This is a genomic window from Pseudoalteromonas sp. A757, from assembly GCF_004103285.1.
Classification (GTDB): Bacteria; Pseudomonadota; Gammaproteobacteria; order Enterobacterales; family Alteromonadaceae; genus Pseudoalteromonas; species Pseudoalteromonas galatheae.
In genome coordinates, this window is sequence record NZ_QNQN01000068.1 from 46,372 (window position 1) to 73,267 (window position 26,896).

At 43.0% G+C, this 26,896-nt stretch carries 19 protein-coding genes; 8 read left to right on the forward strand and 11 right to left on the reverse strand.

The window, feature by feature from the left end:
* Window positions 1-64 precede the first annotated feature (64 nt).
* On the reverse strand, window positions 65-2,566 hold the full coding sequence (locus DRB05_RS11180) for an FtsX-like permease family protein (RefSeq protein WP_128727014.1): 2,502 nt from the start codon (window positions 2,564-2,566) through the stop codon (window positions 65-67).
* A complete protein-coding gene (locus DRB05_RS11185; protein WP_010376092.1) occupies window positions 2,556-3,269 on the reverse strand; it encodes an ABC transporter ATP-binding protein in 714 nt (237 codons plus the stop codon). The genes DRB05_RS11180 and DRB05_RS11185 overlap by 11 nt, the downstream gene beginning before the upstream one ends.
* Here DRB05_RS11185 and DRB05_RS11190 point away from each other — a divergent pair.
* Complete coding sequence (locus DRB05_RS11190) at window positions 3,268-3,888, forward strand: arylesterase (protein WP_128727015.1); 621 nt, start codon at window positions 3,268-3,270, stop codon at window positions 3,886-3,888. The two genes, DRB05_RS11185 and DRB05_RS11190, sit on opposite strands and share 2 nt — an antisense overlap.
* 76 nt (window positions 3,889-3,964) lie before the next feature.
* Here DRB05_RS11190 and DRB05_RS11195 read toward each other — a convergent pair whose 3' ends face one another.
* The 6 genes from DRB05_RS11195 to DRB05_RS11220 all read right to left on the reverse strand — a co-directional run bounded on the left by DRB05_RS11195 (window position 3,965) and on the right by DRB05_RS11220 (window position 10,728).
* Entirely contained in the window at window positions 3,965-4,705 is a 741-nt protein-coding gene (locus tag DRB05_RS11195) for a reprolysin-like metallopeptidase (protein WP_128727016.1), read from the reverse strand.
* Window positions 4,706-4,720: 15 nt separating this feature from the next.
* Window positions 4,721-5,425 carry a hypothetical protein gene (locus tag DRB05_RS11200; RefSeq protein WP_128727017.1) on the reverse strand — a complete coding sequence of 235 codons (705 nt, stop codon included), beginning with the start codon at window positions 5,423-5,425 and terminating at the stop codon, window positions 4,721-4,723.
* Between the two features lie 334 nt (window positions 5,426-5,759).
* Window positions 5,760-6,353 (reverse strand): 1-acyl-sn-glycerol-3-phosphate acyltransferase, encoded by a 594-nt coding sequence (locus DRB05_RS11205; protein WP_128727018.1) that lies wholly within the window; start codon window positions 6,351-6,353, stop codon window positions 5,760-5,762.
* 464 nt (window positions 6,354-6,817) lie between these two features.
* Entirely contained in the window at window positions 6,818-7,705 is an 888-nt protein-coding gene (locus tag DRB05_RS11210; protein WP_128727019.1) for a hypothetical protein, read from the reverse strand.
* 111 nt (window positions 7,706-7,816) lie between these two features.
* Window positions 7,817-8,305: a DUF6702 family protein gene (locus tag DRB05_RS11215; RefSeq protein ID WP_128727020.1), complete on the reverse strand. Its 489-nt coding sequence runs from the start codon at window positions 8,303-8,305 to the stop codon at window positions 7,817-7,819.
* On the reverse strand, window positions 8,305-10,728 hold the full coding sequence (locus tag DRB05_RS11220; protein ID WP_128727021.1) for a M1 family metallopeptidase: 2,424 nt from the start codon (window positions 10,726-10,728) through the stop codon (window positions 8,305-8,307). Before DRB05_RS11220 ends, DRB05_RS11215 begins: the two co-directional genes overlap by 1 nt.
* A 461-nt stretch (window positions 10,729-11,189) precedes the next feature.
* Between DRB05_RS11220 and DRB05_RS11225 the strand changes: the two genes are divergently transcribed.
* The 4 genes from DRB05_RS11225 (at window position 11,190) to DRB05_RS11240 (ending at window position 17,050) form a co-directional block, all read left to right on the forward strand.
* The gene (locus DRB05_RS11225; RefSeq protein ID WP_088532724.1) at window positions 11,190-11,429 is read left to right on the forward strand and encodes a hypothetical protein; all 240 of its coding nucleotides are present in this window, start codon (window positions 11,190-11,192) and stop codon (window positions 11,427-11,429) included.
* An 81-nt stretch (window positions 11,430-11,510) separates the two neighbouring features.
* Window positions 11,511-12,710: an exonuclease subunit SbcD gene (sbcD, locus tag DRB05_RS11230; RefSeq protein WP_128727022.1), complete on the forward strand. Its 1,200-nt coding sequence runs from the start codon at window positions 11,511-11,513 to the stop codon at window positions 12,708-12,710.
* A gap of 4 nt (window positions 12,711-12,714) precedes the next feature.
* Window positions 12,715-16,374 (forward strand): AAA family ATPase, encoded by a 3,660-nt coding sequence (locus DRB05_RS11235; RefSeq protein ID WP_128727023.1) that lies wholly within the window; start codon window positions 12,715-12,717, stop codon window positions 16,372-16,374.
* A 10-nt stretch (window positions 16,375-16,384) separates the two neighbouring features.
* A complete protein-coding gene (locus DRB05_RS11240; RefSeq protein WP_128727024.1) occupies window positions 16,385-17,050 on the forward strand; it encodes a class I SAM-dependent methyltransferase in 666 nt (221 codons plus the stop codon).
* 307 nt (window positions 17,051-17,357) lie between these two features.
* On the opposite strand, the gene DRB05_RS11245 is transcribed toward DRB05_RS11240, so the two are convergent.
* Window positions 17,358-17,900, reverse strand: a complete 543-nt coding sequence (locus tag DRB05_RS11245) for a hypothetical protein (protein WP_128727025.1) — start codon at window positions 17,898-17,900, stop codon at window positions 17,358-17,360.
* A gap of 173 nt (window positions 17,901-18,073) precedes the next feature.
* Between DRB05_RS11245 and DRB05_RS11250 the strand changes: the two genes are divergently transcribed.
* From DRB05_RS11250 to DRB05_RS11260, 3 genes are all read left to right on the forward strand, one after another.
* Window positions 18,074-18,610 (forward strand): lipocalin family protein, encoded by a 537-nt coding sequence (locus DRB05_RS11250; protein WP_128727026.1) that lies wholly within the window; start codon window positions 18,074-18,076, stop codon window positions 18,608-18,610.
* Window positions 18,611-18,806: 196 nt separating this feature from the next.
* Window positions 18,807-20,744, forward strand: a complete 1,938-nt coding sequence (locus tag DRB05_RS11255) for an alkaline phosphatase PhoX (protein WP_128727027.1) — start codon at window positions 18,807-18,809, stop codon at window positions 20,742-20,744.
* A 66-nt stretch (window positions 20,745-20,810) separates the two neighbouring features.
* Window positions 20,811-22,466, forward strand: coding sequence for a hypothetical protein (locus DRB05_RS11260; RefSeq protein WP_128727028.1), 1,656 nt, complete (start codon window positions 20,811-20,813; stop codon window positions 22,464-22,466).
* 234 nt (window positions 22,467-22,700) lie between these two features.
* Here the strand turns inward: DRB05_RS11260 and DRB05_RS11265 are convergent, their stop codons facing one another.
* Complete coding sequence (locus tag DRB05_RS11265) at window positions 22,701-25,862, reverse strand: EAL domain-containing protein (protein ID WP_128727029.1); 3,162 nt, start codon at window positions 25,860-25,862, stop codon at window positions 22,701-22,703.
* The gene (locus DRB05_RS11270; protein ID WP_128727030.1) at window positions 25,859-26,809 is read right to left on the reverse strand and encodes a cytochrome c peroxidase; all 951 of its coding nucleotides are present in this window, start codon (window positions 26,807-26,809) and stop codon (window positions 25,859-25,861) included. Before DRB05_RS11270 ends, DRB05_RS11265 begins: the two co-directional genes overlap by 4 nt.
* Between the last annotated feature and the right edge of the window lie 87 nt (window positions 26,810-26,896).

The window sequence follows — 26,896 nt, forward strand, 5'->3', positions numbered from 1 at the left end:
CTTTTGCGAGATAAGTGGCTCATCGATGAAAACAGTGAGCCACTTTTTAAGCCTGACAAGTGCTTTATGCGAGTTTGCGTAGTAGCCCTTGCGTGTTTTGTTTCATGGTGTTCGCCACCATAAAGTAACCAATCACGGCAACGAACGCTGCGCCTGTGGCTGGCCCTAACAGCCAAATATAAGGGTGAAAGCGACCATCCACATCAAACGTTTGAACTTGGATCACAAAAAGTGCAATATCACTGACCACAGCAGCTACCAGCCCTGCCAATCCGCCAAGTAATAAAAACTCATAAAGCGTGGCGAGCTTTATTAAACGACCTTTAGCACCAAGCGTACGTAAAATAACGATTTCCTGCATACGTTCGGCGAGGCTTGCCTGAACCTGAGAAATTAGTACCAAAGAGCCACTGATAAGTACAATACTCAGTACAAAGCTAATCGCCAATGAGACTTGAGAAATCATCGACTGTGCCTGTTTAAGCTGGCTCTGAATATCTATCATGCTAATTGTTGGATACGCTTTCAAGAATTGACTAATCACCTTAGTGTCGGTTGTTTCAAGCTTCGCGGCAGTAAAGTAAGTCACTGGGAATTGGCCGGCGATTTTATCATTAAATATCATCACAAAATTAGGCTTCAGCGACCCCCAGTTGACACTACGTAAACTCGTCACTTTAGCTTCAAGTGTTTGACTATTGATTAGGAAGCTAAGCGTATCACCCACTTTTATTCCTACTCGCTCTGCAAGCCCCTGAGCAACGGAAACTTGAAGCGCATCAGAGTCATCAAACCACTTGCCATCGACTACTTCATTGCCCGCTGGCAATTCATCTAACCAAGTAAGATTGAGCTCACGCCCTACCCCATCACGAGCATCTTCGTCTTTTTCTTCACCTTCTTGCAGTGAGACTCGGCGTGCAAACTCTTCACCATTTAACGCGTTGACACGACCCAAAAATACGGGATAAAAATGTTCATGTTTGATGCCACTTTCATCGAGTTTGCTTTGCATTGGCTGAATTTCTTGTTCCGTGATGTTGATAAAAAACGCATTGGGCGCGTCTTCTGGCACTTGCATCTGCCAATCTGAGATCATGTCATTTTTTAGCACCACTAAAAACAACATTAATTTGATAGCGAGGGCAAAGCTAATGAGCTGTACCGCATTTGCATTAGCACGCTTTTGTAGCGTAGCAATGGCAAGAGACCAACTTGAGCCTGGGCTCAACCCCAGTTTCCTACCCGCTGAAAATAAGAGTCGTGAGATCACGTACAACACGACCATCAGTAGCAAGGTTGCGCCGAATAAAATCGCGGTGATCTTAATGTCACGACTAAATAACCACATCAATCCAAAGATAGTTAAAACTGAGAGTGCCATATGAATTCGACTAATCGCGATAGTATCTCCAAGGTTGCGTCTTAGGACGCGTAGCGGCGGGATATCAAACAAATCTAATAGTGGTTTCAGTGAAAACATCATGGCGCACACCACACCCACGGCAATGCTCAGCAGCCAAGGCCTAAACCCTGCTTCTGGCAAAGCTGTATCCATAAAGTTAATTAGGTAAGAGGCACCAACATTTTGCAGTCCATAACCAATGACGAGACCAACCACAACAGAGAAAAAGGTCACTAAAGAGAGATGTAAAAGATAAATTCGGCGAATAGTTTTTCGGCTACCGCCGAGCGTTTTCATCATGGCGACGGGGTCATATTGACGTTCACAATAGCGCTTTGCAGATACCGCCATCGCCACAGCAGCAAGCATGATCCCAAAGAGCCCAGCAAGGAGCAAAAAGCTCTCTGAGCGAGCTAAGTTTTCACCTAAAGGTGATTGTCTGTCTTTTATTCCCTGCCAAGATTGATTGCTTTTGAGTTGCGGCTTGAGCCAAGTGTAATACTCTCCCAATTGTTGCTCTGAGCCCGAAAATAGTAGGCGATAAAATACCCGACTACCGGGTTGAATGGCTTTAGTCACCGGAATATCATCATAATTGATGAGAACGCGTTTGTTACCCGCCAGCGAAAAGAAAGGCGCATCAGGCTCGTTAATGAGCACCTTACTCACGGTAAATTGCCCTGCCCCTATTTCTACTTCATCACCAATTTTTAGGCCTAGTGAGTAAAAGAGGCCTTCGCTAAGCCATACATTGCCCTTCTTTGGGGCAGCTTGTATTTGGTAATTCTCGCCCTCTAAGCTGTCTCTTAAAGTAAGCTTGCCTCTAAGCGGGTATGTCTCTGTTACGGCTTTTAATGAGCCAAGTATTAACTCATCGTTGGCAAATAACATAGAGTCAAAGTAAACTTGCTTGGCGGTATTTAAGCCAAATTCTCGTGCTGTGGTTAATACTCTGTCGTCAAAATCATGGTTGCTTGAAAGCCGCCTATCAGCAGCGATAAAATCAGCGGACTTTTGTTCTATGTTCAACCGGATCCGCTCAGTAATGGAAGACAAGCTAAACACAGTCAATACTGCAAGCGCAATTGCAGCTAAAATGATGGTTAGCTCGCCTCGTCTAAACTCCCTAGAGAATAAAGTAAGTGCTAACTTAAACCACATTGACTGCTGCTCCTTGTTTTATTACTTCTAGTTTCCCAGCTTCAATATGAATAATGCGGTCACACTGTTGGGCGAGTTGCTCATCATGAGTAACGAGCACTAAAGTGGTGCCATTCTCTTTGTTTAGGTCAAACAGTAAACGTTCGATAAGATGGCCGTTTTTACTGTCTAAATTGGCCGATGGTTCGTCGGCGAATAAGATTTTGGGTTTACCAACAAAGGCTCTGGCTATGGCCACTCGTTGCTGTTCACCACCCGAAAGTTGTGAAGGATAGTGCGTTAGACGATGAGACAAGCCAACCTTTTCTAATAACTCTGTAGCTTGATTTTTTGCACCTTTGTCCCCAGCTAATTCAGCAGGAAGCATCACATTTTCAAGTGCCGTTAAGCTCTGCACTAGCATAAATGACTGAAATACGAAGCCGACTTTTTCTGCTCGCAGCTGAGCTCGAGCTTCTTCATCCATTTTTTGCAATGATTCGCCATCTAAGTGAACTTCTCCTTTGGATGCGATATCTAAGCCGGCAAGTAAACTAAGTAAGGTTGACTTACCAGAGCCAGAAGCGCCAACGATAGCCACGGACTCTCCTGACTTGACAGTGAAATCGATATCACTAAGGATAGTGAGATTACCTTCAACGGTAGAGACCTGTTTAGTAAGGCCTTTTACTTGGATCATATTTAACTGAGAAAGCACTGACATGAAGTACTATTTCCTAAAGTTGTTGTTCATACTTGTTATTGTAATGACGCCGTTAAGCGCAAATGCCAAGCAAAAACTCATGATAGTTGGTGATAGCTTAAGCGCCGCTTATGGCCTGAAACAAGATGATGGTTGGGTTAAATTGTTACAAAATAAATACGAAACAGAACAAAATCCGATCGAAATTATCAATGTTAGCGTTAGCGGTCAAACAACTGGTAATGCTGTAGCAAAAATAAATCAGCAATTGAAAGCTATTTCGCCTACTCATGTACTAATCGAATTGGGCGGTAATGATGGCTTGCGCGGCTTCCCTGTAAAAAGGTTGAAGGCGAATCTCACACAACTAGTGCAATCTAGCCAACAAGTAGGTGCTAACGTTGCCGTAATGGAAATACAAATTCCTCCGAACTTAGGTCCTCGTTATACCAGTATGTTTACCGAAAGCTACCAACAAGTAACTGAGCAAACCAATAGCTATCTTATGCCTTACTTTATGCTAGAAGTGGCGGACAAACCGGAATTAATGCAAAGCGATAACCTACACCCAAATAAAGAAGCACAACCTCTTATTCGTGACTTTATGTACGAAGAAATCAATAAATGGCTAGCAAAATAAGTATATATCGCACAAAAAAACCCGCTAAGATCGCGGGTTTTGGTGTGTTTTAGTTTGAAACTTGAACGTATAGCAACTACTTGAAGTTTGCGATGCTTGTTTTAGTCGCATCCACCGTTTTCCAAGCATATGATTGGCCAACTACACCATAAGGAACGCCGCCGAGAGACCAGTTTGGGTTAGAAAAATAGTCATACTGTGTTGCGCTACCAAATACATGTGGATAAGCCATGATACTTGCGAAATTGTCTTGAACACCGTGGCCCATACCATCAACGTAAACACCACCGCTGGTATCACCTTGCTTACGAGAGTGTGTAAGGCCTTGGTTGTGACCAAGTTCATGAACAAATGTTGTTGCACCACAATCGATACCTGTAATGCTGAACATGCGGTTGTTCATACTTGAATATAAATTACCATTGCTACCTTGACCTACCCAAGCTAGACCACATGTAATGTAGTTACCATTGCGCTCACCTGTACCAAGTACAGCAACCATATCTGCACGCCAAGTGTTGCGTAGGTTAGCTACATAATTACTGTTAGTAATGCTGTTTAGCCATGCACTGGTTGGAGTAATATTATGATTACCTAGATTTTCGGTACCAGCAAGACGTAGCTGCAAGTCGATACCATTTTGGCTGTAAACTTGATTTGTAAATGCAATCAGCTGATTGATTTTAGTATTAATGTTTGATGTAGCTGCTGCTGATTGATCAGTATAAAGAATACCGATATCAATGGTGACTGCTGATGCACTTGCAGATAGTGCGAGCGCTGTTGCCAGCGACGCTGCCTTTACTGTTGTATTCATTGTTTTTCCTTTCTTTTAATTAACGTTACTTTTGGGTTGAAAAATATCTTCCTTCACAGAAACTGAGTGATGTTCTGTTTCATCATGGCTATCATGTGGATGCAGTTCTTCTTCTTTATGGGAGCGGTAAAGGTCTCGCTTTGCCGCAATCCAACCATATTGGTCTTTTGATTCAAATACATAGTTGCCACTTGGTGCCGTGAGCTGACCATATACGGCGTCTTTGCCCACAGTTAAAACGGTGGTGTGGAAGCGACCATCAGCACCAGTTACTTTACCGAATACGCTTTTGTCGCCGTTTCCCGCCAGAGATATACCAGTCACCTCTGCTACAAATGACTCTTGTGTTTGCGGAATAAGCAATTCAAAGTTATCGCCACCTTCTAATTTTCTGAGTGTCGGTAAATCAAATTCAATATAAGCTTCATTGTTTAGGTCCTGTGGTAAAACCTTTGCGGCTGAAAGCACTGCTTTTGCTTGCGTCGATACTTTATTCACAGCGTAAAAGTCGTTGCTTTTTTGTATTGGCGGTGCCGCTGCGATGACAGCTTGCTTAGGATCAAGCTCGAGGATATCAAGCGTAGGGCTTGTCTTAAGCTCATCTTCCGAGTTGTTTGAAACTTGAATTATGTTTGCATATGGGGACTGAGCTTCTGGCATCATTTTCCAAAAAGCTACTCCAATAAAACCAACAAGTAATGCAACAATGAACCATCGCATAATTCACCACGAATACGTTAATAAGTGGTGAAATACTATTCATGATGAGGGTTTCTGATCAACTTTTAATTTACTAAAAGTTTTCATTTTGATTTGCTAAAATTAAATATCTTCATGATATACATATATAAATTACATTAACAAATCTTTACAATATAGTGTAGTTAAGTGTGATACGTAGTATAGTTGTCACACCAATGTAACTAGACTAAATTATTCAAAACCAATTGATTAGATTAACTTTATTTTTTCTATAAATAACATTGTTTATCCACCACCTTCCATCTTCTTGATTTACATATTTAAAATTTATTACCTTAGCTAACGATTTTATTCATAGTCCTGATGCATGTTCTGGGTATTTTGCCATTCGTTTTGAAAATTGTTGTTTAACTTGGTTAAGTAATTGATCAGGGCTGAGCTCTGCAGCATTGTCAATTGCAGGCATAACTACAAAAGTTTTACTCCGATAGTCTATTGCCATAGGTACAATGGGGACTTCGGCAGATTGTGCGATATGGATAAAACCTTTTTTCCATTCTGGGGTGTGTTTACGAGTTCCCTCAGGGGCCAAGCCCAAAATCAATTTTTCGTTGGCATTGAAGATATCGCGAACCTGCGTGACCATACCATGAGGTGTATCTCGCCTAACTGGAATACCGCCCCACTTGCGTAATAACCAGCCAAATGGTGGGATAAAAATGGTGTGCTTACCTAGAAAACAAATTTCAACATCAAGTGAAAGCTTGACGGCGATGCCAATAAAAAAATCCCAGTTTGATGTATGTGGCGCGACGGCTGCTACGAATTTGTTTTCACTTGGAAAGGTGCCAACTATCTTCCATCCCATCGCCTTGAGCATTAAGTTTCCAAGCTTTCGACCGAAAGGGCTGTTTGAGCGCGGGATATTAGGTGGAATATTGATCAAGATAATGCCCTTCTTTATTTTTTATTTGCTGGCAATGGATTTATTCTAACTGAAAATTTTGGCTAGCAAAACGTAGGTAGCCATTACCCAAAAACGAACCAATAGCTGGATAAGGAGGAGCTTTTGAAGAGCGACTGAATTGTTAGCTTTTGAATCCCATCCAAGCCCCAAGTAACCTGAAACTCTATAATTACCGCCTTACTAGCTACCAATTTTAGCGCTAGCCGCGTTGAACTTCCTTCCTTTAGACAACTATTGATGCGTAAATTTGCCTTGCTGACAGGAAGTAGCTTCCTTAGCGAGAGCAGGGCGCAGTATTACCTCTAAAACTCTCAGGCTGGACAAGAGTAGAAGTTAAAGCGAGTATTAAACACAACGAGCTAGCTCATTCCTTATCCAAGGATCAGGTCAAGCTAACAAAACTGATAGCTCTCGTTTCAACAGTTTGTCACTCAGGATAAGCCCTAGTTGGGTGATATACACTGGTGGATAGGTTGCCAAGTATATTTGGAGTGAAACAGAATATCCCTTGTATGACCACTCAAGTTTGGGTTTTGAAGTTTTAATGCTTTTCTATCGTCAAATTTTGCTTTTGTAATGGCTTCACGGGTAATTGGGTGACCGAAAAACAGCTTATCAAATGAGCCATCCTCTATGGCTTTATTCAGTCCATAAGAGAGGCGCTCCTTGAGCCGACGGTTACCTTTATTGACGAAAAAGTACATGGCAGTGGGATAGCAAAACGCAAATCTGGACTCTACTACGGTACTATTCATGCTTAGTAATTCAGTCCACGGTTCATGAAGTGCGCGAGGGAAGAGATCAAAGCGTTTCTCTTGTAGCATGTCTGGTAATAAGGAGGCTTTACTGGTAACGACAATAAAGCCGTTTTTTTCATAGATTGAGGTATCGGGCCAGTCAATACCACTGCCTAGCGTGAAACTCATTAATTGGGCGGGCGAATTTAGTTGAGAGAGCCTTTCTTCAGTATCTTTGTGGATAAGAAATAAACGCGCGCCCATCATCCCTTTTAATAGCGGCACATATATCGTGGCTAAACTCTTTTCCCTCTTGATTGACGTCATACTCCAGTGAACATCTAAGAGCTTCCCTTGTTCGACAATCTCCAAGGTGCGTCCTTGTGGAGTATGATCGAACGAGTTTTCACTTAGTTGGTAAGCGCCATATTTATCGCGGCTCTTATTTAAAGCCAGTCTTAACAACGCGATGTAGTAGTCTTGTTTCGGATCAGCAAATTCTTTAGAGATGTTATAGCGCACCAGATCGCTTGCACAGATGCTGTATGACGTTAGTAATATAAAAGTCAAAATCAGCTTTGTTGAGGCCATCATTCCTTTCCCTCACCACTCATTAACAATATATGCTTTAACTTTAGCGCAGAGCGTCAGTTGATAAAGTAAAAAAGGCACCGAAGTGCCTTTTATTTTAGCGAGTAAGATAACCTAAAACATGACACTTAGCCAATCGTCATTACCATCAAAGTGCAGTGACCTCACTTTTCCTTTGCCTTCAAAATTGACCAAGTTGACCTGCTCTGACCATACATCTCTCAGCGCATTATGGCGCATTTTAAGCTCAGTTATTGGTGAAAACAACGGGGTTTCTTGATACACCCAAAAGAATTGGCCATCGATTTCCGCACCTACCAAGTTTAACGGTAGCACTCTACCTGCGCCTGTTTTTAATTCAACGCGCTTACTGACATAATTTGCAAAGCTTGCTCTATCAGCAGGATTGTTAAAGATGTCGGCATTGTGACTCAATAGGCTTTCTACGGCGTGCTCAGTATCATGGAGATAGAACCTATGCATAATTTCGATACTGCCGCTGCGTTCATTAAATAACACAGTAGTGATCGCTGCCTTTAATTGGTGCGCCTGACCAAATGGCGAAATCAGCACAAGTAGACAGGCAAAGAGCCAGGTTTTCATTAGTTATCCTTTTTCTCTTCAAATGGTTTTAGTTCGGCTTTCACGTCTTGCATGATATCGCGATATACTTTGCCTTCACGCGCTTTCTTTTTATAAAGCTCCAAGCGTGACTCTATAATGCGTCTTGGGTAATGGTTATTCTCGATATCAACGTCAGCTGTTTCCCATCGTGGATCAACGGTCACGGACGCGAGCGGCCTATCTTTATCGGTAACAATTAGCTTGCTGACATAGCGGGCATTGCGACGCCAAATCTCGGCAGGGATAATCCGCTCTTCTTTGCTCCCATCTTGATAAGTAAGCTCAAGCAAGATTGGCATTACAAGCCCACCGACATTACTAAACTGAAGCACGTAATAGTTTTTGTCTTCTTTTACAGCACGCTCAAGGGCACGTTTTTCCCAAGGTTTAAGTTCAGATAAAAACTCACGATACTCATTTCGCTCTTCATTAGTAACCGTAAACTGGTCATTGTTATCGTAAAAGTCCGTTATGTCCTGATTTTTATCAACCCAAAGTGAACGCCCTTCCTCCTGATTACGCTTGACAAACAACGACATTGGCTTGTTCTTTTCAAACTCACGTAGGCGACCAAAGTCGATGTCTGGGTTTTTGGTGTCTAGGCGTAATTGATAGATTTTATCTAGTGAAATATCGACATGATCTGTGCTGTAAAACCAACCCCGCAAGAACCAATCTAAATCGACCCCAGAAGCCTCTTCCATTGTCCTAAAGAAGTCGGCAGGCGTTGGACGTTTATATTTCCAGCGTAGGGCATACTCTTTAAATGCAAAATCGAATAGCTCACGGCCTAAAATCACCTCGCGCAGAATGTTAAGAGCCGCGGCAGGCTTAGTGTATGCATTTGGACCAAGATGCAATACACTGTCTGACTGCGTCATGATTGGAGACTGATCTTCAGATTTCATGTAAGCAGCAATATCCCTTGGCTCAACGCCCCAAGGTATGGTGGGATCCCATTCACGGCCGGCAACACCATCTAAGAAGCTATTGAGGCCCTCGTCCATCCATGTCCACTGCCTTTCGTCTGAGTTGACTATCATAGGGAAGTAGATGTGTCCAACTTCGTGAATGACAACGCCGATTAAAAAACGTTTTTCGGCTAGTGAATAGGTGCGAGAGCCATCGTCTTGTAATTTCGTACGAGGACCATTGAAAGTGATCATTGGATATTCCATCCCACCGACAGGACCATTTACCGACTGCGCAGTTGGGTAGGGATAATCAAAGGAAAAACGTGAATAAACTTCCATGGTATGAATAACGGCTTCGGTGGAGTACTTTTTCCACAAGTCACCACCTTCTTTAGGGAAAAATGACATGGCCATCACCAGAGGCTGCTCGTCACCACCTTGCTGATAACCTTTAGCATCCCACATAAATTTACGGGATGATGCCCAGGCAAAATCACGCACATTTTTGGCCTTAAAGCGCCATGTTTTGGTGTCATCTGTACCGGCTTTTTCGTTTTCTAGCGCTTCTTCTTCAGTAACGATGAATACTGGGCGTTTTGCTGTTTTTGCTTGCGCTAGCCTGTCACGCTGGGTTTTGCTCAGAACTTGCTTTGGGTTATCTAACTCACCAGTTGCAGAAACGATATGGTCAGCCGGTACCGTAATTTCAACGTCATAGTCACCAAACTCGAGCGTGAATTCACCTCTGCCAAGAAAGGCCTTATTGGTCCAAGCTTCATAATCTGTATATGCCGTGAGACGAGGGAACCATTGCGCGAGCAAAAAGATGTCATTACCGTCTTTTTCAAAGTGCTCATAACCCGAACGTGCGCCAACCGCATCTTCTTCAACAATATTAAAGGCGAAGTCCATACTAAATTGTAGATCTTTACCTGATTTGAGCGGTTCGTTTAGGTCAACACGCATCATAGTATCAACAATCGTGATCTTAAGCGGTTTACCGCGACCATCCTTAACATTATTGATGACAAAACCAAGTTCTGTGTCATCCATAAACTGCTGACGTCTGAGTTGATTTAGTGAAATTTTTGCATGTTTTGTAACCGGATTACTCTGTAATTCGTTCCCAAAAGTCGCAGTGCGCTCGGCGATAGAATCATTTTTGAAGATATTTTGGTCTAACTGTAGCCACAAATATTTGAGTGTGTGAGGAGAGTTATTTTTATAATGTATGGTTTGTGTAGCGGTTAATCTTTTGGCTTTCTCATCCAAGTTTACATCAATATCATAATCCACCTTTTGTTGCCAATAACGCTCTCCAGGCTCACCGGCTGCGCTACGGTAGGTATTTGGGGTTGGTAAAGTCTCATCTAATTGGCGAAACTTATCTTCAAAGTGCCCTTTGCTTTGTGAAATAGCGCTGGCGTGTGCGACACCCGACAGCACTAGAGCAACCAATAAAGGCACGACTGGCGTTGATTTTTTCATTATTATTTCCCGTTTTTATCTTGCCAAGGTATTGACCGATAAACATTTTTATTTCAGTTTTTTGCTTGGAGTGAGTAGAGGTGATTTGTATAGTGACAAAAGAGGACAAATAAAACCTGCTACGAGTCAATAAGCTGACAAATAAAAACGCATAAATCAAAGTTTTGAGATAAAGTAACAATATTGAGATACGACTGAAATCGATCCTATTTTGAGTGTTTTTTAATCCTCTGTTTTTGTTAAAGAAAATCAGAAGGTCCAAAAATTAATTTGTATGCCAAAAAGGTATTCTGCAGGATTATTGTCTACATTTTATAAATAAATAAAGAAAACAAAATTAGTTGTTGATATTGACCCAAGTTTATCTTTAAAATCGCGCACTTTACAATCTCTGGGTAAAACTGGCGTTAGTTTTGCTCTGTACTAAATACCCGTTTAGCAAATCAAATGTGGTGGGCAGTATGGATTTCTACATACTAAAAAAACAAGAGAAGTTTGTTGCAATTCCTGCAGACGAACAAAACTGTAAAGATTATTTAGATGATGGCTATTTTTATGTTGATAAAGTAGCTGCCTGTAACGAGAAATCGGCGATTAAACGTGTGCAAGATAAACATAGTCGTGTTTTCAAGTTACCTGCTAAATTCTTTTTACTGGCATTACCTGTGATCATTTTTGCTTGGTGGCAGCTAACTCACTAAGCAGTGAAAGCGTCAATATTCACAAGACGAATATTGCTCGACGATGCTATATTAGCGTTTCTATTGGAAAAGGAACGCTAAATGAAGGTTTTACATACGTCAGACTGGCACTTAGGGCAATCGTTTTACGAACATGATCGCAGTGAAGAGCATCAGCTATTTTTAGACTGGCTATGCGATGTGCTTGTTGAACAGCAAATCGATGTATTGTTGATCAGCGGTGATATTTTTCATACTGCAACGCCGCCTGCGAGCGCTGAAAAGCAGCTGTATACCTTTATCCAAAAAGCATCTCAACTGTGCCCGCAGCTGCACATTGTTCTGATTGCTGGCAACCACGATTCCGCTAATCGCATTGAAACCGCAAAACCACTCTTAACCTTATTCAACACCCATGTTATTGGTCGCTTTAACAAGCAAGCGCCTGAACGGGTTGTTATCGATTTGCCCATCGCAGCACAGCATATGCATGTTGTGGCAATGCCATTTTTGCGCAGTGCTGATTTACCAAAACCACTAGATGACGAGTTTGACTATCAAACCGGGGTACAATTAGCTTATCAGCATGCGCTAGGCACGATAGAAAAAGTGAAAGGTCCTATTGTGCTAATGGGGCATCTGCACGCCAAGGGGGGAACGATTTCAGAAGATTCTGAGCGTAATCTCAACATTGGCGGTTTTGATGCTGTATCTGCGGGCGTGTTTGGCGAGCAGTTTGACTATGTTGCGCTGGGTCATTTACATAAAGCGCAAACCGTCGCGAAGCAAAGTGCTATCAGATACTGCGGTACGCCTCTGCCAATGTCGTTTTCTGAACGCAATTATAAGCATCAGGTATTGCTCGCTGAATTTAATGAACAAGGTCTGGTAGATGTAAACCCCCTTTACGTTCCCCGTTTTAAAGATGTGTTATATATTCCTGAAGATGGTGCAAAGCGCTTGACTGAATTATGCGAAGCTATCGCGGCGCAGGATTTTAGCAAGTTCGATAGCGCTCCCTATATTCGCTTAAAATTATCTGCAGCGGAAACCAATAGCCGCTTTCGAGCCGAGATTGATGAAGTGCTAAAAGGAAAGGATATTAAATTTTGTGGTATTGAGCGGGTGTCTAAAGGCACAGCTGCCAGTGAGTGGTTGTTTGAAGATTTGGGCAAAGTTGAATCGTTATCGCCCAATACCTTGTTGGATATTGCCTACCGCGAAATTGAACCGGAACAGGAAAAGGCACCCGCGACATTGCATGAAAAGTTAGCAGAAGTGATCGCGAGCATGGAGGAGTAGGGCGATGAAACTTGAAAAAATATTAATCACCAACCTTGCCTCTATAGAAAGCGCAGAAGTCGACTTTACTGCGGCACCACTCAAAGACACAGGTCTTTATGCCATTACTGGTGACACAGGGGCGGGAAAAAGCACTTTACTGGATGCGGTTTGCCTTGCATTTTATGGCAAAACCGCACGGTTAAAATCGGACGACAAAGAGAAAGTTGCATTTAATGGCGATAACATTAAGTTAAACGACCCGCGAAACCTATTGCGTCGGGGCTGTGTTGCGGCATCTGCCAGCGTGGTTTTTATTGCTCAAGACAGCAAACGTTATCAAGCTATTTGGTCGGTAGAGCGCGCTAGAAAAAGCCCTAAAGGTAATTTAAAAACCGCCACTATTGAGTTGTTTAGCCTACCTGATATGACCCTAGTCTGTGAGAAGAAAAAAGAAACAGAGCAAAAAATCGAACAGCTAGTCGGGCTTAACTTTGAACAGTTTACTCGAGCTGTGCTGCTCGCTCAACATGAATTCTCCGCGTTTTTGAAGGCGGGGGGAGATGAACGGGCACAGTTACTAGAATGTCTTACAGGTACCGAAAAGTTCAGTAATATCGGTAAAGCGGTTTTTGAAGCGCACAAGCAAAAGAAAATCGAGCTGCAAACTCAGCAAGATAGGCTAGGTCAAATTGTGCTCTTGTCACCAGAGCAGCAAGCCGAACTTGAAGCACAGAAGTTGGGATTGCTTGATACAAGAAATCGACAACAAGAGACAAGCACAAAACTGCAAGCTCAGCTGCAATGGCTCGCGGATGTCGAGCTAAGAAAGCAAAAAATAGCTGAGGTGGAACACAAGCTGCAAATGCTTGAGCAGCAAATAGAAGAGGCAAAGCCACAGCAGGAATATGCGCAGCAAGTCTTAAAAGCCAATGAGATGCGTGATAATCGTGAGCAGCATGAGTTGACAGATAAACACATTGCGCAGCTATCTCAAGAACGACTGGCACTGCAGCAACAAGATTTTGAATCCGCTATTACAACGCTCAAAGCAAAACAACAGCAACTGGAACAGCAGCTTACTACGCAGCAAGCCAATTTTGTAAAGTTAGAGCCAAGCTTTAACACCATTCGTATATTGGATGAAAAGCTAAGCCTACACAAAGCGCAAGCACTAGAAACTAAGCCCTATCTCGATAAGCATGCCAATCTCATTGCGCAACATGAGACTGCGATACAGAAATATCAAATGCAGCAAGGTGAAATCGCTACTGAATTAAAGCAGCTAGAGTATAAGCAAGCGAACTTGCACTCAGTTAGCAATATTGCCGGACAATGGAGCGTGGTTCAGCCTCAATTTGATGATTTGCAAAAGTACCAACAACAACGCAATGATCATGAAGTCCAGTTACAAAAATTACCGAACGAACAGCAAGCGCTAGGTACACAATTGAGCAAACATGAGGCTGAGGTACAGCAACTACAAAAGATTTACGACACTGAAGCCAGCGCGCTCTCAGCGTTAAAAGAAGCACTCCTACCTTTGACTCAACAAGACCTAAATTTGGCATTACAGAACTGGTCTCTATGCGTGCAAGCCTATCGTAATATCGAAGAAGGGGAGGCCTTGCTGCATCAGTTACGGTCGCAACAAACTCAACATCATATTGGCTTGGAAAGGCTTGAGATATTGATCCGAGATACCAAGCAGCAAGACGAGTTGTCTAAGCAGCGACTAGCCCTAACTCGTGATAATTTGGAGCAAGTGCAGTTACGCGCAAGTGAGCGGATCAGCGATTTACGCGCTCAACTGCGAGCTGGGCAAGAATGCATGGTATGTGGCTCAAAAGAACACCCTTATGGTGTGGAGCACATAGATGCCCACTGGGAACAGTTACTATCGGATTTTCGGTCTCAGTATCAAGCTGCTGAGCAAGCTCGTGAGCAGGTGTTGCAGCGTTATAATCAACAAGTCGGTGAAAAAGAGCGTGAGAATGCGCTATGGCAGTCAGTCACTCAGGAAATCGCTCACCACAATAAGCAAATAAACGAGAGTCGCGCTCGACTAGATGCATTGAATGATGAGTATAAAGTTGGCAATGCCGAGCAAGCTGAATCGCAACTTTTGAGTATTCAGTTGCAGCTAAATGAGCTATCAAAGTTACGCAATAATATCGACCGCCAGTGGCAGTCGGTTCAGCAGGCGCAACAACATCTCGAGCAGGCTAAACATAAGCAACAGGCACTTCAGCAGCAGCACCATGATTTAGGTAATCATATTGCCTTTTTGCAAACCGAATATGATCAGCTATCACAAACAGTGGATGCTTTACGCCATCGGCTTGAAGCGTTAATTTCCGATAAGTCGTGGTGGCAAGAATTTGATTCATCCCCTCAAGCTGCCATTAGCCAACTTAAGACAGGAGTGCAAACTTGGCTAGAAACCACAGAGCGTACAGATACGTTAACAACGAATAAAGTTCAGCTTGAGCATCAATTACATCTTGCCAGTCAACAAAAACAAGATGAGACGCACCGTCTTGAAGAATTAGAACATACACTTTTACAACATCAGCAGAATATTGAACGTCTCAATCGCGAACGTGCTGAATACTTACCACAGCAGCACACCAGCTTGGATAATTGGATTGCAGAGCTTAAGCAGCAAGAGCAACAAAGCCGAGAGCAGATCACACAAACTCAGCTGGCGCTGAGCCAAACCGAAGCACAGCGTGAAAAGACCCAGCACAGTCTGACACAGCTAGAAAAGCAAATCACTGAGCAAACATCGCGGTTGCAGCAACTTGATGCGCGCTTTGAACAATGGTTGCTCGACCAGCAAGGGTTGCTAGACAAAGTAAAAGTATTAGCGTTACTTGAGGTTTCGTTGGATGAAGCGCGAGCGAATCTAGAAAAGTGTGCGCAAGTTCAGCAAGCCTTTCAACACACTAAGCTGCAACTTAGTCATCAGCGTGAAGAACTCAGCCAACTTGAAAGTAAGCACCCTGATGGGGTTGATAGTGAACACGTTAAACTAAGCCATGCCGAGACGACGCAAGCACTTGAACAAACTCAAAGTCAATTGCTACAAGTGCAAAGTGCATTAGAGATTGATGCTCAGAATAAACAACAATTCTCTTTACAAGCGGCAAATCTCGCTCAGTTACAACAAGACTACGAGCAGTGGCATTTGCTAGATAAGCTATTAGGCGACGCAACAGGCAAAAAGTTGCGTAATTGGGCGCAAACGCAAACGTTAAAAATCTTATTGCAGTATGCTAACCAGCAATTGCATACGCTTTCAAAACGCTATTTGCTTACCAATATTGAGCAGTCTTTAGAAATTGCGGTTATAGATAAAGATATGGCTGACGAACAGCGTAGCGTCAACACCTTATCAGGAGGGGAGTCCTTCTTGGTATCTTTATCTTTAGCACTTGGACTTGCTGCGCTTTCGTCAAATAAAGTGCAAATACATTCATTATTCATTGATGAAGGGTTTGGTACGTTAGACCCCGAGACACTAGGTGTAGCGATTGATGCACTGGACGCGTTACAATCACAGGGCCGCAAGGTTGGTGTGATCTCGCATGTTGCTCAGATGAGCGAGCGGATCGCCACTCGTATCCATGTGAATAAACAGCCGGGAGGCTACTCATCTTTAAATTTAGTACCACAAACATAAGGAAATTTGGATGCCGACTTTCACGGGCGAAGAAGCCCAAAACTACGACTCTAGGATCACAAAGCTTGTGCCAGGTTATGCGTTAATTCACCAGCTTACTGGAGCACAACTTTTAGCGCTTTACCCGAATAGTGCAACCATTTTGGTTGTGGGTGCGGGGACAGGCAAAGAAATTGTTGAACTTGCTCAGCTAAACCCAAGTTGGCGATTTATAGCGCAAGATGTATCTACTGATATGTTAGCAATTGCAGATCAACATTTTACTAAGTTAGGCTTACAGGAGCGCGTGCAGATCCATCATGGTGCGATTTCACCACAGGCCTATCAAGCAGATGCCGTACTGTGCTTGCTGGTGATGCACTTTGTAAAGGATAACGGCGATAAAGCAAGCTTGTTTAAACAAATGAGTGAGCAGCTAAAGTCGGATGGGCATCTTTTTATTGCCGACTTAGAAAAACCTGCGACAAGCTTTGAGCGTGAAGCGCAATTAGTCGTTTGCAAACAACTCGGGCTGACTGATGTTGGCGAGCAGCGCATGAGGGTGAATTTAGAACATGAGTTTTACCCCGTGGATAAAATGCGCCTTGCAGAGCTGCTAGACACCGCAGGTTTTGGCATTGCCAAACCTTTCTTTAAAGCCCTTGGCTTTGCGGGCTTTGTGGTAGATAAGCAGTAGTTTTTATCTAAATAACCTGAGCTTCGGATAAATAAGCCAGACCATATTCGGGTTTGGGTTTGGCTTTCCATTCTTACTCTTTCAAAGTAGCTTACATTAAGTTAGTAAAATAGTGATCTATACCAAGCCAATTGCTGCTCCGCCACTGGCGTCACCGCGCTTTATCTAAACCTCAGGTCATTTACTTCTAAAAAGTTAGTAAAACTCTGATCTCAATGACCATGATGCGGAAGGGAGATCAGTATTTTACTTAGTAAAAGTTTGATCTATTCACGAATTGGCATGCTGTTTAGTTCCCACCTAATATCTAACCTCGTCTTATTATATCTACTAACTTATTGATTTTTATATTACTAAGTTGGCGATAATCCAAAAATGGCGAAATAATAAGACGCAAGTTATAGTCAACGGCGAACTCATCATCCAGCCAAATTAAATTGTTAGTAAAAATCTGATCTCTAAGCAATGATTTCGCGTAGGTTCGTCCTGCAATAATATGCCAATCGTATGTTTTTGCTGAAAAATCAGGCGCTGAAAAGAGCAGAGCTTCCTGACTTGAAGCTTGAAGTAACGCACTATCTCGATATGACTGCCAAGTTGAATAGTTAGTAATATCGTGATCTGGCAGCTTTGCTGCAAATAAAAACTTGGCAAAAACATTGAAGATTTTCCGCCAACCGTTGCCGCAGTGCGAATTAATATGTTCGATCTCCCTATTAGCTAACGCACTGACTTTTATCAAATTATTGTAAGGTTCTATGCTTGGTGGATGCTCAATATAAAACGCAACTTTCCCCGTTGCTACACCCAAACCATGAGTTAGTATTTTTTTGCTCTGTGCTGTATTCATCACGCTTTGCTGCGATCTATTCATTTGCACGTAAGTTTAAAATAAATAAGGTGAAATTGGCATGGTAAGGGTTTGAATTAAATTTTGTTCTTACTAGGTAAAAATTTAATCTATCGCTAATCTTAGTGCTTGAACACTACGTATGACATTAAGATGGAATATGGAGAATTTATATGAAAGTACGACAGTTATTTTTCACGGTGATTTTAACGCTTGCAGTTTCGGCATGCACAGGGCTGCCTAATGGCATCAAACCAGTTAAGGACTTTAATGTTGAGCGCTATACAGGTACCTGGTATGAAATCGCGCGATTAGACCATTCATTTGAAAGGGGAATGCAGAACGTCACGGCAACTTATAGCCAAAATTCCGACGGGTCAATTAAAGTCGTAAATAAGGGATATGTAACAGAGGAAGGAGAGTGGAAAGAAGCAATTGGCAAAGCCAAGTTTGTTGCAAATGATGAAATAGCGCACCTGAAAGTGTCATTTTTTGGTCCGTTTTATGGCAGTTATGTGGTATTCGAGCTGGGTGAAGATTACCAGTATGCATTCGTTACCAGCTACAATCGTGATTACCTTTGGTTGCTTTCTAGAACACCTCAAGTATCGGACACTATAATGACTAAATTTAAAGATATGTCTGAAAAATATGGCTTTAACACTGATGAACTTATCTATATGAAGCACGAAGCCGTTCAGAACAAATAATGTAAACCCCCTTTACACTAAAATTCCTTTTATGGGTACTTCAACTTACTAACAGAAAGTAGCCTGTATGTGAGTTGAGTCCAAGTGTCTTATTCCTGTAGGAAATGGTTAATAAATCATTCAGTCAACTGTAACAGGAACACTTCACACTGTTGCACGCTTTACAAAAAATAATACTTAGGAACTGGAGTAACTCATGAAGCGTGTAGCATATTCTCTTATTGCAGCAGCAGTTGCAATGGCACTTACAGCCTGTGATGGTGATGATGGAGCACAAGGCCCAGCAGGATCTCAAGGTGAGCAGGGCACAGCAGGCCAGGATGGTGCAGACGGCACTAATGGCTCAAATGGTCAAAGTGGTACTGACGGACAGGATGGTCAAGATGGACAGGATGGTCAAGATGGACAGGACGGTCAAAATGGACAAGATGGCCAAAATGGTCGTGATGGTAGCTACAGCGTACCAGGCCTTGTTCGCATAGCAACCGTCCCGGCTGGTGCCGAAGTTACTGGTCTATTTCTTTCCGAAGGAGGCGACTTGTTCTTCAACGTTCAGCACCCAAATGACACCAATACAGCCACAGATAAGTTCAACAGCAAGCCATTCAATACGGGTACGGTCGGTGTACTAACTGGTGTGAACTTTAATAATCTACCTGCTAATATCCCAAGCGCGCCGATCCCTGCTTCAACCATGGAACAACAGACCGTGATTTCTGCGATTGGTCAGTATCAAATTCTAGGCCAAACAGGAGATACATTCGCGAACCTTGGTGCTAAAGGTCTAGCGGGCGGTTTGGGTGTGCACTACAGTATCTCAACTGGCGAAGAGATCATTAAAAATGATAATCCTGATTTTAATGGTTATATTCCTGTGGACGCAGACACAGGTTACCTATTCACGAACTGGGAAGCGTATCCAGGTGGTGTTAGTCGTTTGAAAATGAGCAAAGCGACAACAGGGAAGTGGTCAATCGAAGAAGCTATGATGGTAGATTTCGACGGTGTTAAAGGAACAGCAGCTAACTGTTTTGGTTCAGTATCTCCTTGGGGTACACCACTAACTTCGGAAGAATGGATTGTCTGGTCTGAAGTTGATTCAACACAAGATCCCCAGTGGAATAACCCAGCGGAGACAGGCAACGACACAATGGAAGCATTAACTGCACCTGACTTCCCTAATCCTTATCGCTACGGCTATATTGCTGAGATTCAAAATCCTACGACCGAAACACCTGATGTTGTGAAACACTTCACAATTGGTCGCTATGAGCATGAGAACTCAGTCGTGATGCCAGACCGCCGTACTGTCTATTCATCACAAGATGACACAGGTGGTGTACTATTTAAATTTGTTGCAGATCAACCAGAAGACTTAAGTGCGGGTACCCTTTACGCAGCAAAGTTAACTCAGGATGCAGGCCTTACTGATCCAGCTGTAACTGGCTTTGACATTAGCTGGGTTGAGCTTGGTAATGGCAGTAATGCACAGATAGAAACTTGGATTGCTGAATATGATGGCATCAATGAGAGTGACTATGTTGAAGATCAAACAAGCTACCTGTCTGTGGCTGACGTAAAAGCATGGGCTGAAGGTGCTGCGACCTATCCTACCGTTGAAAATGGTGGTGGTAAAGTAACGGCTGGCAAGCCTATGGATAACCGAGCAATCTTCCTTGAATCTCGTCAAGCTGCGCGCCAAAAAGGGGCGACAGCTGAATGGCGTAAACTTGAAGGGATCAGCATCAACCACAACCGTGTACTTGAGGCAGTAACTGGTCAAGATGTTGTTGCCGGTGAAGTAGTAGATAAAGCCTATATGTACATTGGCATTGCAGATATTGATAAAACCATGATTGATGAAGAAGGTGATATTCAGCTTTCTGCGCGTGTTAAAGATTGTGGTGGTGTATATCGTGCCCATATAGATAACAACTATAACCTAACCCGTATCGAGCCCGTTGTAATGGGTGGTACGTACCGCTCATCATTGACTGGCGCTGAGCGTTGTGACGTCAATCAGCTTTCACAGCCTGATAACGTTATCGTTATGGAAGATGGCCGGATTATCATCGGCGAAGATGGCTTCCAAGAAAATAACACACTATGGCTTTATGACCCTAAAGCAAAATAATTAAACAAGTAGCAGTGCACCTTATAGTGCGCTGCTTTTTTTTAGCAAAATTTTGGAGTCATAAAAATGAAATACGTTAGCCTAACCCTAGTGGCGTTAACGAGCGCGGTTTTACTTGGTTGTAATGATGAACAGCCCCAAGAGCTAACCAACATCGCACTTTTGTCGGCGCAGACTGCTGCACCTTACAAACAAGGTGATGATATTCCTGCGACCGCATTTATGCAGCACAATGAAGTCTATAACCCTGAATCGGTGATCCCGCCTCAGTGTTACACCAAAACGGATGGTGTAAATAACCCTTGCTACGCTTGCCATCAATCATACGATGAAAAAAACCGACCAAACATGATGCGCGATGCCAATTTACAAGGTGCCTATGAGTTTTCCGACCTTGGATTTAAAAACCACTGGAAAAATTTGTTTAAAGATCGTTCAGAACTTATCAACAGTATCTCAGATCAAGATATTACTAACTGGGTCAACCAAGATAATTACACTCCTTTCATCGAAAAACTGAAAAATAACCCTGACTGGAAAGGTGAGATCACCCCGCTTAACAATTTGGCATATCCTGAAAAAGCATTCGATGAGCTAGGTATAGCAAAAGACGGCAGTGGTTGGGTGGCATTCAACTATAAGCCTTTTCCTAGTACTTTCTGGCCAACTAATGGCTCTACAGGAGATGTCATGATCCGCCTTGCTGACGCCTTTAGAGAAAAAGGTGAAACGTATAATCAAGACGTCTATCTTGCTAACTTAAGTCTGGTTGAAATGGCTGTAAAGGGGCTTGACGAAATATCAACACCAGTGATTTCTGAATCGCGAGTTGGCGTAGATTTAAATGGTGATGGCAAGCTCACTCAGATCACCAGCATGCTGCGCGGTGAACGCTACCTTGGTGATGCCAATACTATCGAGCTTGCTCATCAGTTATATCCACAAGACACTGAGTTTTTACATACCGTTCGGTATATTGGGGTTGATGATAATGGTCAAGTATTTAATGCGCCAAGAATGAAAGAAGTGCGCTACATGAAGAAGCACAACTTTAAATCCAAGCAATCACTCGGGGCAGCTTACTACAGAGAAGCGAAAGAAAAGGCATTCGAAAATTACCCTCAAACGCTTTATTTGGGCGACCAAGGGATCAATAACAACTTCGGTTGGACGATTAACGGTTATATTGAAGACAAAAATGGTGCACTTCGTCCGCAACATGAACAAGAGCTTGCTTTTTGTAATGGCTGTCACAAAACCATTGGCTCAACCTATGACCAAACCTTCTCATTTGCACGTAAAGTCGAGGGCAAGCTGGGTTGGGGTTATATCAATTTAAAAGAGATGCAAGACGTACCTAACAAAGGCGAAGAGCAGGGCGAATTCCTGACCTATATGATGCGTGTTGGCGGCGGGGATGAGTTTAGGCAGAACCAAGAGATGCTGATGCGCTGGTTTAACGAAGATGGAACGGTAAACAGCAAAAAAGTGCAGTCTGTGAAAAACCTCTATGAATTGATCACACCATCAAAGCCACGCGCGCTGGCATTGAACAAGGCCTACTTGACCATTGTCAAAGAGCAGAGTTACTTGTTCGGTCGCGACGCCACCATAGTAAAGGCACGCAATGTGCTTGAACAAGTCGATGACTCTCAACAGCCTCTAGAGCCAAAGCACCGATATGTGTGGGATATGCAACTGGATTGGAATAAAACCGAGTAAGAATATTAGGAGCTCAGTGAGCTCCTACATCTGATTTTACTAAACATATCATGTAAACTAGCCTATCTCGGCAATTGCTGGTCGGATTCACTAAGCTTTATAACTCATCTTTCCAAATGCGATATTTCACTCAAGTTAAATATAAAATTTTGCTCTGGTTATCAATAACTTTTCCTTACCCCACAGTAACCCCCTGATTTGAGCAAGTGATAAAGCAACCCAAAACACCGCCCCTCAATCCAACCATTGCTTTGGAGATGCTCGCTCCGATATAATGGCAAATTGCTCAACCCAATCGATTAATACTTCAATCGCCATTGGTTTGGCATAAAAATACCCTTGAACATACTGGCAGCCCAAACCTGTTAGGCAATCTAGCTGCCCTTGTTGCTCTACGCCTTCGGCTATCACTTTGAGCGATAAACTCTCCGCCATAGACAAAATCGCGTTGACCAAAACGACAGCATCTTGGTTTTGATCTATATCTTGAATAAAACCTCGGTCAATCTTTAATATATTGATGGGGAAGCGTTTAAGATAGCTAAGCGAAGAGTAGCCAGTGCCAAAGTCGTCGATTGCTAAGTTGACCCCCGTTGCCCTTAAGCTTTGCAGCCAAGCGGTTACAGCTTTATCATCTTCAAGCAAGATGCTTTCTGTGATCTCAAGCGTTAGGTTCTCTGGATGAAAGCCTGACTGCTGCATGATTTGTTTAATGATAGTGGCATTAAAACCGAGCCGATATTGCTGGCTCGAGATATTTACCGTCAGGTAGCAATTCATGCCAAGCGCTTTATTTAATCTGCGAATATCATTGCATGCTTTGGCGAGTAACCACTCACCAAGAGGAGCAATAAGGCCACTTTCTTCAGCAACCGGAATAAATTCAGCGGGGGAAATATACTGGCCGAAATCAGTTGGCCAGCGCATGAGCGCCTCGACGCCATATAATTTACCCGACACCGTATCGACAATAGGTTGGTAATGTACGGTTAAACGCTGGTGTTCAAGCGCAGCCCGAAGTAGCTGCTCCAGCTCAACTCGCCGATTCACCTGCTGCTGCATTTCTTGAGCAAAGAAATGATATTGATTGCGTCCCGCTTCTTTTGCCTTATACATCGCTAAGTCAGCAAGGCGCAATAGCTCTCTTTGGTCTTTTGCGTCACTAGGTAAAATAGCGATCCCAATACTTGCCCCCGTAAATACCTCAAAGCCATTGATCACAAAAGGGCTACTTAGTGCTTTGACAATCTTATCGGCGACTTGCGCGGCATGATCCGGATGCGCAATTTGGCTCAATAATAATACGAATTCATCTCCACCAAAGCGGCTCAAGGTATCGCTTTTACGCAGCAGGCCGTTTAAACGCTTGGCTACGGAGATAAGTAAAGCATCTCCGGCTTCGTGACCCATGGTGTCGTTGACCCGCTTAAATCTATCTAAATCGATAAATAACACCGCACTTTGATGATGAGTGCGGCTCATCCGCTTAATATCTTGCTCAATGCGCTCGAGTAATAACGTTCTATTAGGCAACCCGGTCAACACATCGTAATAGGCTTGATATTCAATCTGCTCCTCTTGCGCTTTGCGCTCAGTCATATCAGACAATATGGCAACGTACTGCTGTACCAGTCCTTTGTCATCATGCACGACACTGATTGCTAGCCACTCTGGATATAAAGTACCGTCTTTACGCTTGTTCCAGATCTCACTCGCCCATTGTCCGTGCGAGTTGAGGGTGCTCCACATTTGCTCATAAAAATGTTTATCATGCTTGCCCGAGCTTAAAATATTGGGTCGTTGACCGAGTACTTCATGTTCTTCATAACCGGTAATTTTGGTGAAGGCTGGGTTGACCGCGGTGATTTCAAGTTTTGCGTTGGTGGTCATAATTCCTTCTTGCGTTGCATTAAATACCGCAGCCGCAGTTTTAAGCTGCGCACTTGCACTTTTTTGTGCTGTGATATCTTCTTTGATCGCAATAAAGTTTATGATTTCCCCCTGCTGATTTTTAATCGGGGAAATAGATGCATACTCCCAATAGTAATCTCCAGACTTACGGCGGTTGTAAAACTCACCACGCCAGACTTTACCTTGCTTAATCGTTTGCCAAAGTGCTTTGTAGTCAGTGAATCCTTGCTTGGAACCTAGTACTTTCGGTGTATGTCCTTTCACATCCTCAAGTGAATACCCGGTAACTTGTTCAAACTTAGGATTAACGTATTCAATACGAGCACGAGGATCGGTGATCACAATAGAAGAGGGGCTTTGTTCAATCGCATGGCCCCATTTTCGCAGCTCTTCTTCCGCTTGTTTAAAAAGGGAGACATTAACACTCACAAACACTTGGCCATTATTGTGTGTGTTCGTTTGTTTTACCTGTAACCAAGCGCCAGATTCGGTTTGATGCAAATTGGCATCGGAGTTAAAAATGTCTCCAAACTGCTGCTGCCACTCTTCTAGTTTGCGTGGCATTTTTTCGCTATCAGCAATTGCGAAATGATTACGCCAAGCACTGTTACAGAGCAGCAAATTACCGCTGCGACTAAAAAGAGCAAAGCCTTCGGTTAAACGCGCAACGGCGTCTGACAAAGTTTTACTGGTGCTCAAAATTTTATTTTTGGCTACATAAAGCCGGTTAGCAAACACAACCAAGAGCAAAAATAGCGCAATGGTCAGCAGCAAGAGTAATTCACTTTGATGCTTGGTTTTTTCTATGGTTTCACTGTGGTGCTGACTATATGCCGCATAAAGCGCTGAAAAAGCTTGGTCACTAGGTAAAGATAAAAAGCGTTGTTTTGCCTTTTTTAATTCTGCACTGTTAACTAGGGCAACATTAAAATGCTGGTAGATCAGCTGCTCTAAGCGACTTTCAGAGTCAATTATAAGTAAAGGCTCTGCCACAAATTCGTAAAGCTGACCCAACATTAAATTAGCAAGCATTCTATTTGCATGTGTCGCCAATTCAGGCTCGCTCTGTTCCAGCTCGATTAGTAACTCGGGGAGATAAAGCAAACTGTTCTTAATGTTTGCTGCAGCTGTTTTAATGGATTCGACTTGCAATACTTTATCACTAAGCAGTTGACGATAAGCATCAAATTGCTGTTGAATATCCGGTGTAGTTTCTACAAATAACGCATCCCGCTCGGGTGTATTCAAAGCGTCAATTGCATGTGCTAATTGCGCTAACTCATCATATTGATTGAGCTGTGCACTAAGCATTTGTAACACCGCGGCATCCAGTTTGGCATCAATACTTTTGGCTTCAAAGAGCAGGGTAACTCGTGATTGGTGTGTTTGACTACTGAGCTCTTGTTGCGAGTAAAAGTACGCAAAAAGCGCAATTGGCGCGCACAGCAACAATGCTTGCACACCAATGAAGGCCTTATTCTTCATTCGTGATTTTCCAAATCCATTTCGTGGTGATGTCCTGCTAGGCTGCCAATAAAGGCAACTAGCTTATTGATATCAGAGTCTGAGATATTGCGGCCAAGTTGATATTTGGCCATGGTCGCAACGGCAGCTTCTAGGCTACTATGACTAGCATCGTGAAAAAAATATACTTGTTTACTAGCAAGTCGCAGACTCGGCACTTTGAACACAAAGCGATCTTGCTCGTTGCCAGTAACATTAAAACGGCCGTAATCCATTTTTTGAATTGGCGTCTTTCTATCGCCAAAGTAATCACCAAAAGTGCCCATTTTGGCAAACATATTACCGCCAACATTGCGCCCTTGATGACAGCTAATACAGCCATACCGTTTAAATAGCTCATAGCCGGCAATAGCAGACTTCGGCAGTTTTACACTATTGTCCTTAAGCCATAAATCAAACGGCGCATCAACGGTGATTAACGACGATTCAAAAGTTGCTATTGCGTCTTTTATCGTGTGCTTGGTTATTCCCTGCGAGTATACTTTATCAAATTGCTCGACTAGTATTTTATCTTGATTTAACTTAGCAATGACTTCTGGCCAAGTCATATCATGCTCTTTAGGGTTTAAGATGGGTGAGTCGACCTGATCATAAAGCGATTGAGCACGGCCATCCCACGCTTGGCGGATATTAAAAACTGCATTGTAAACGGTCGGAGTTTTTAGCTCACCAACTGCACCATTAACACCACTGGAAAGGGGCTTTACATCTGCGCCATGACTGGGAAGTTGATGGCATGACGCACAGCTAACCTGATTTCCTCGAGAAAGTCGCTTATCAAAAAAAAGTGTTCTGCCCAAGCTGACTTTATCGGCATCAAGTCCTATTGCAGACTCAAGTGGCAGAATTGGCTCATTTGCAACTCCCAATAATGGAAACGCAAAAAGTAATAAACTCCAAATTCGCATACACTCCGCCCAAGTTGCCATCTTGCTGTAAAAGATAGCAACATTCGGCATTGCAAATTTTGATTTAAAATAAGCTTAGCAATAGAA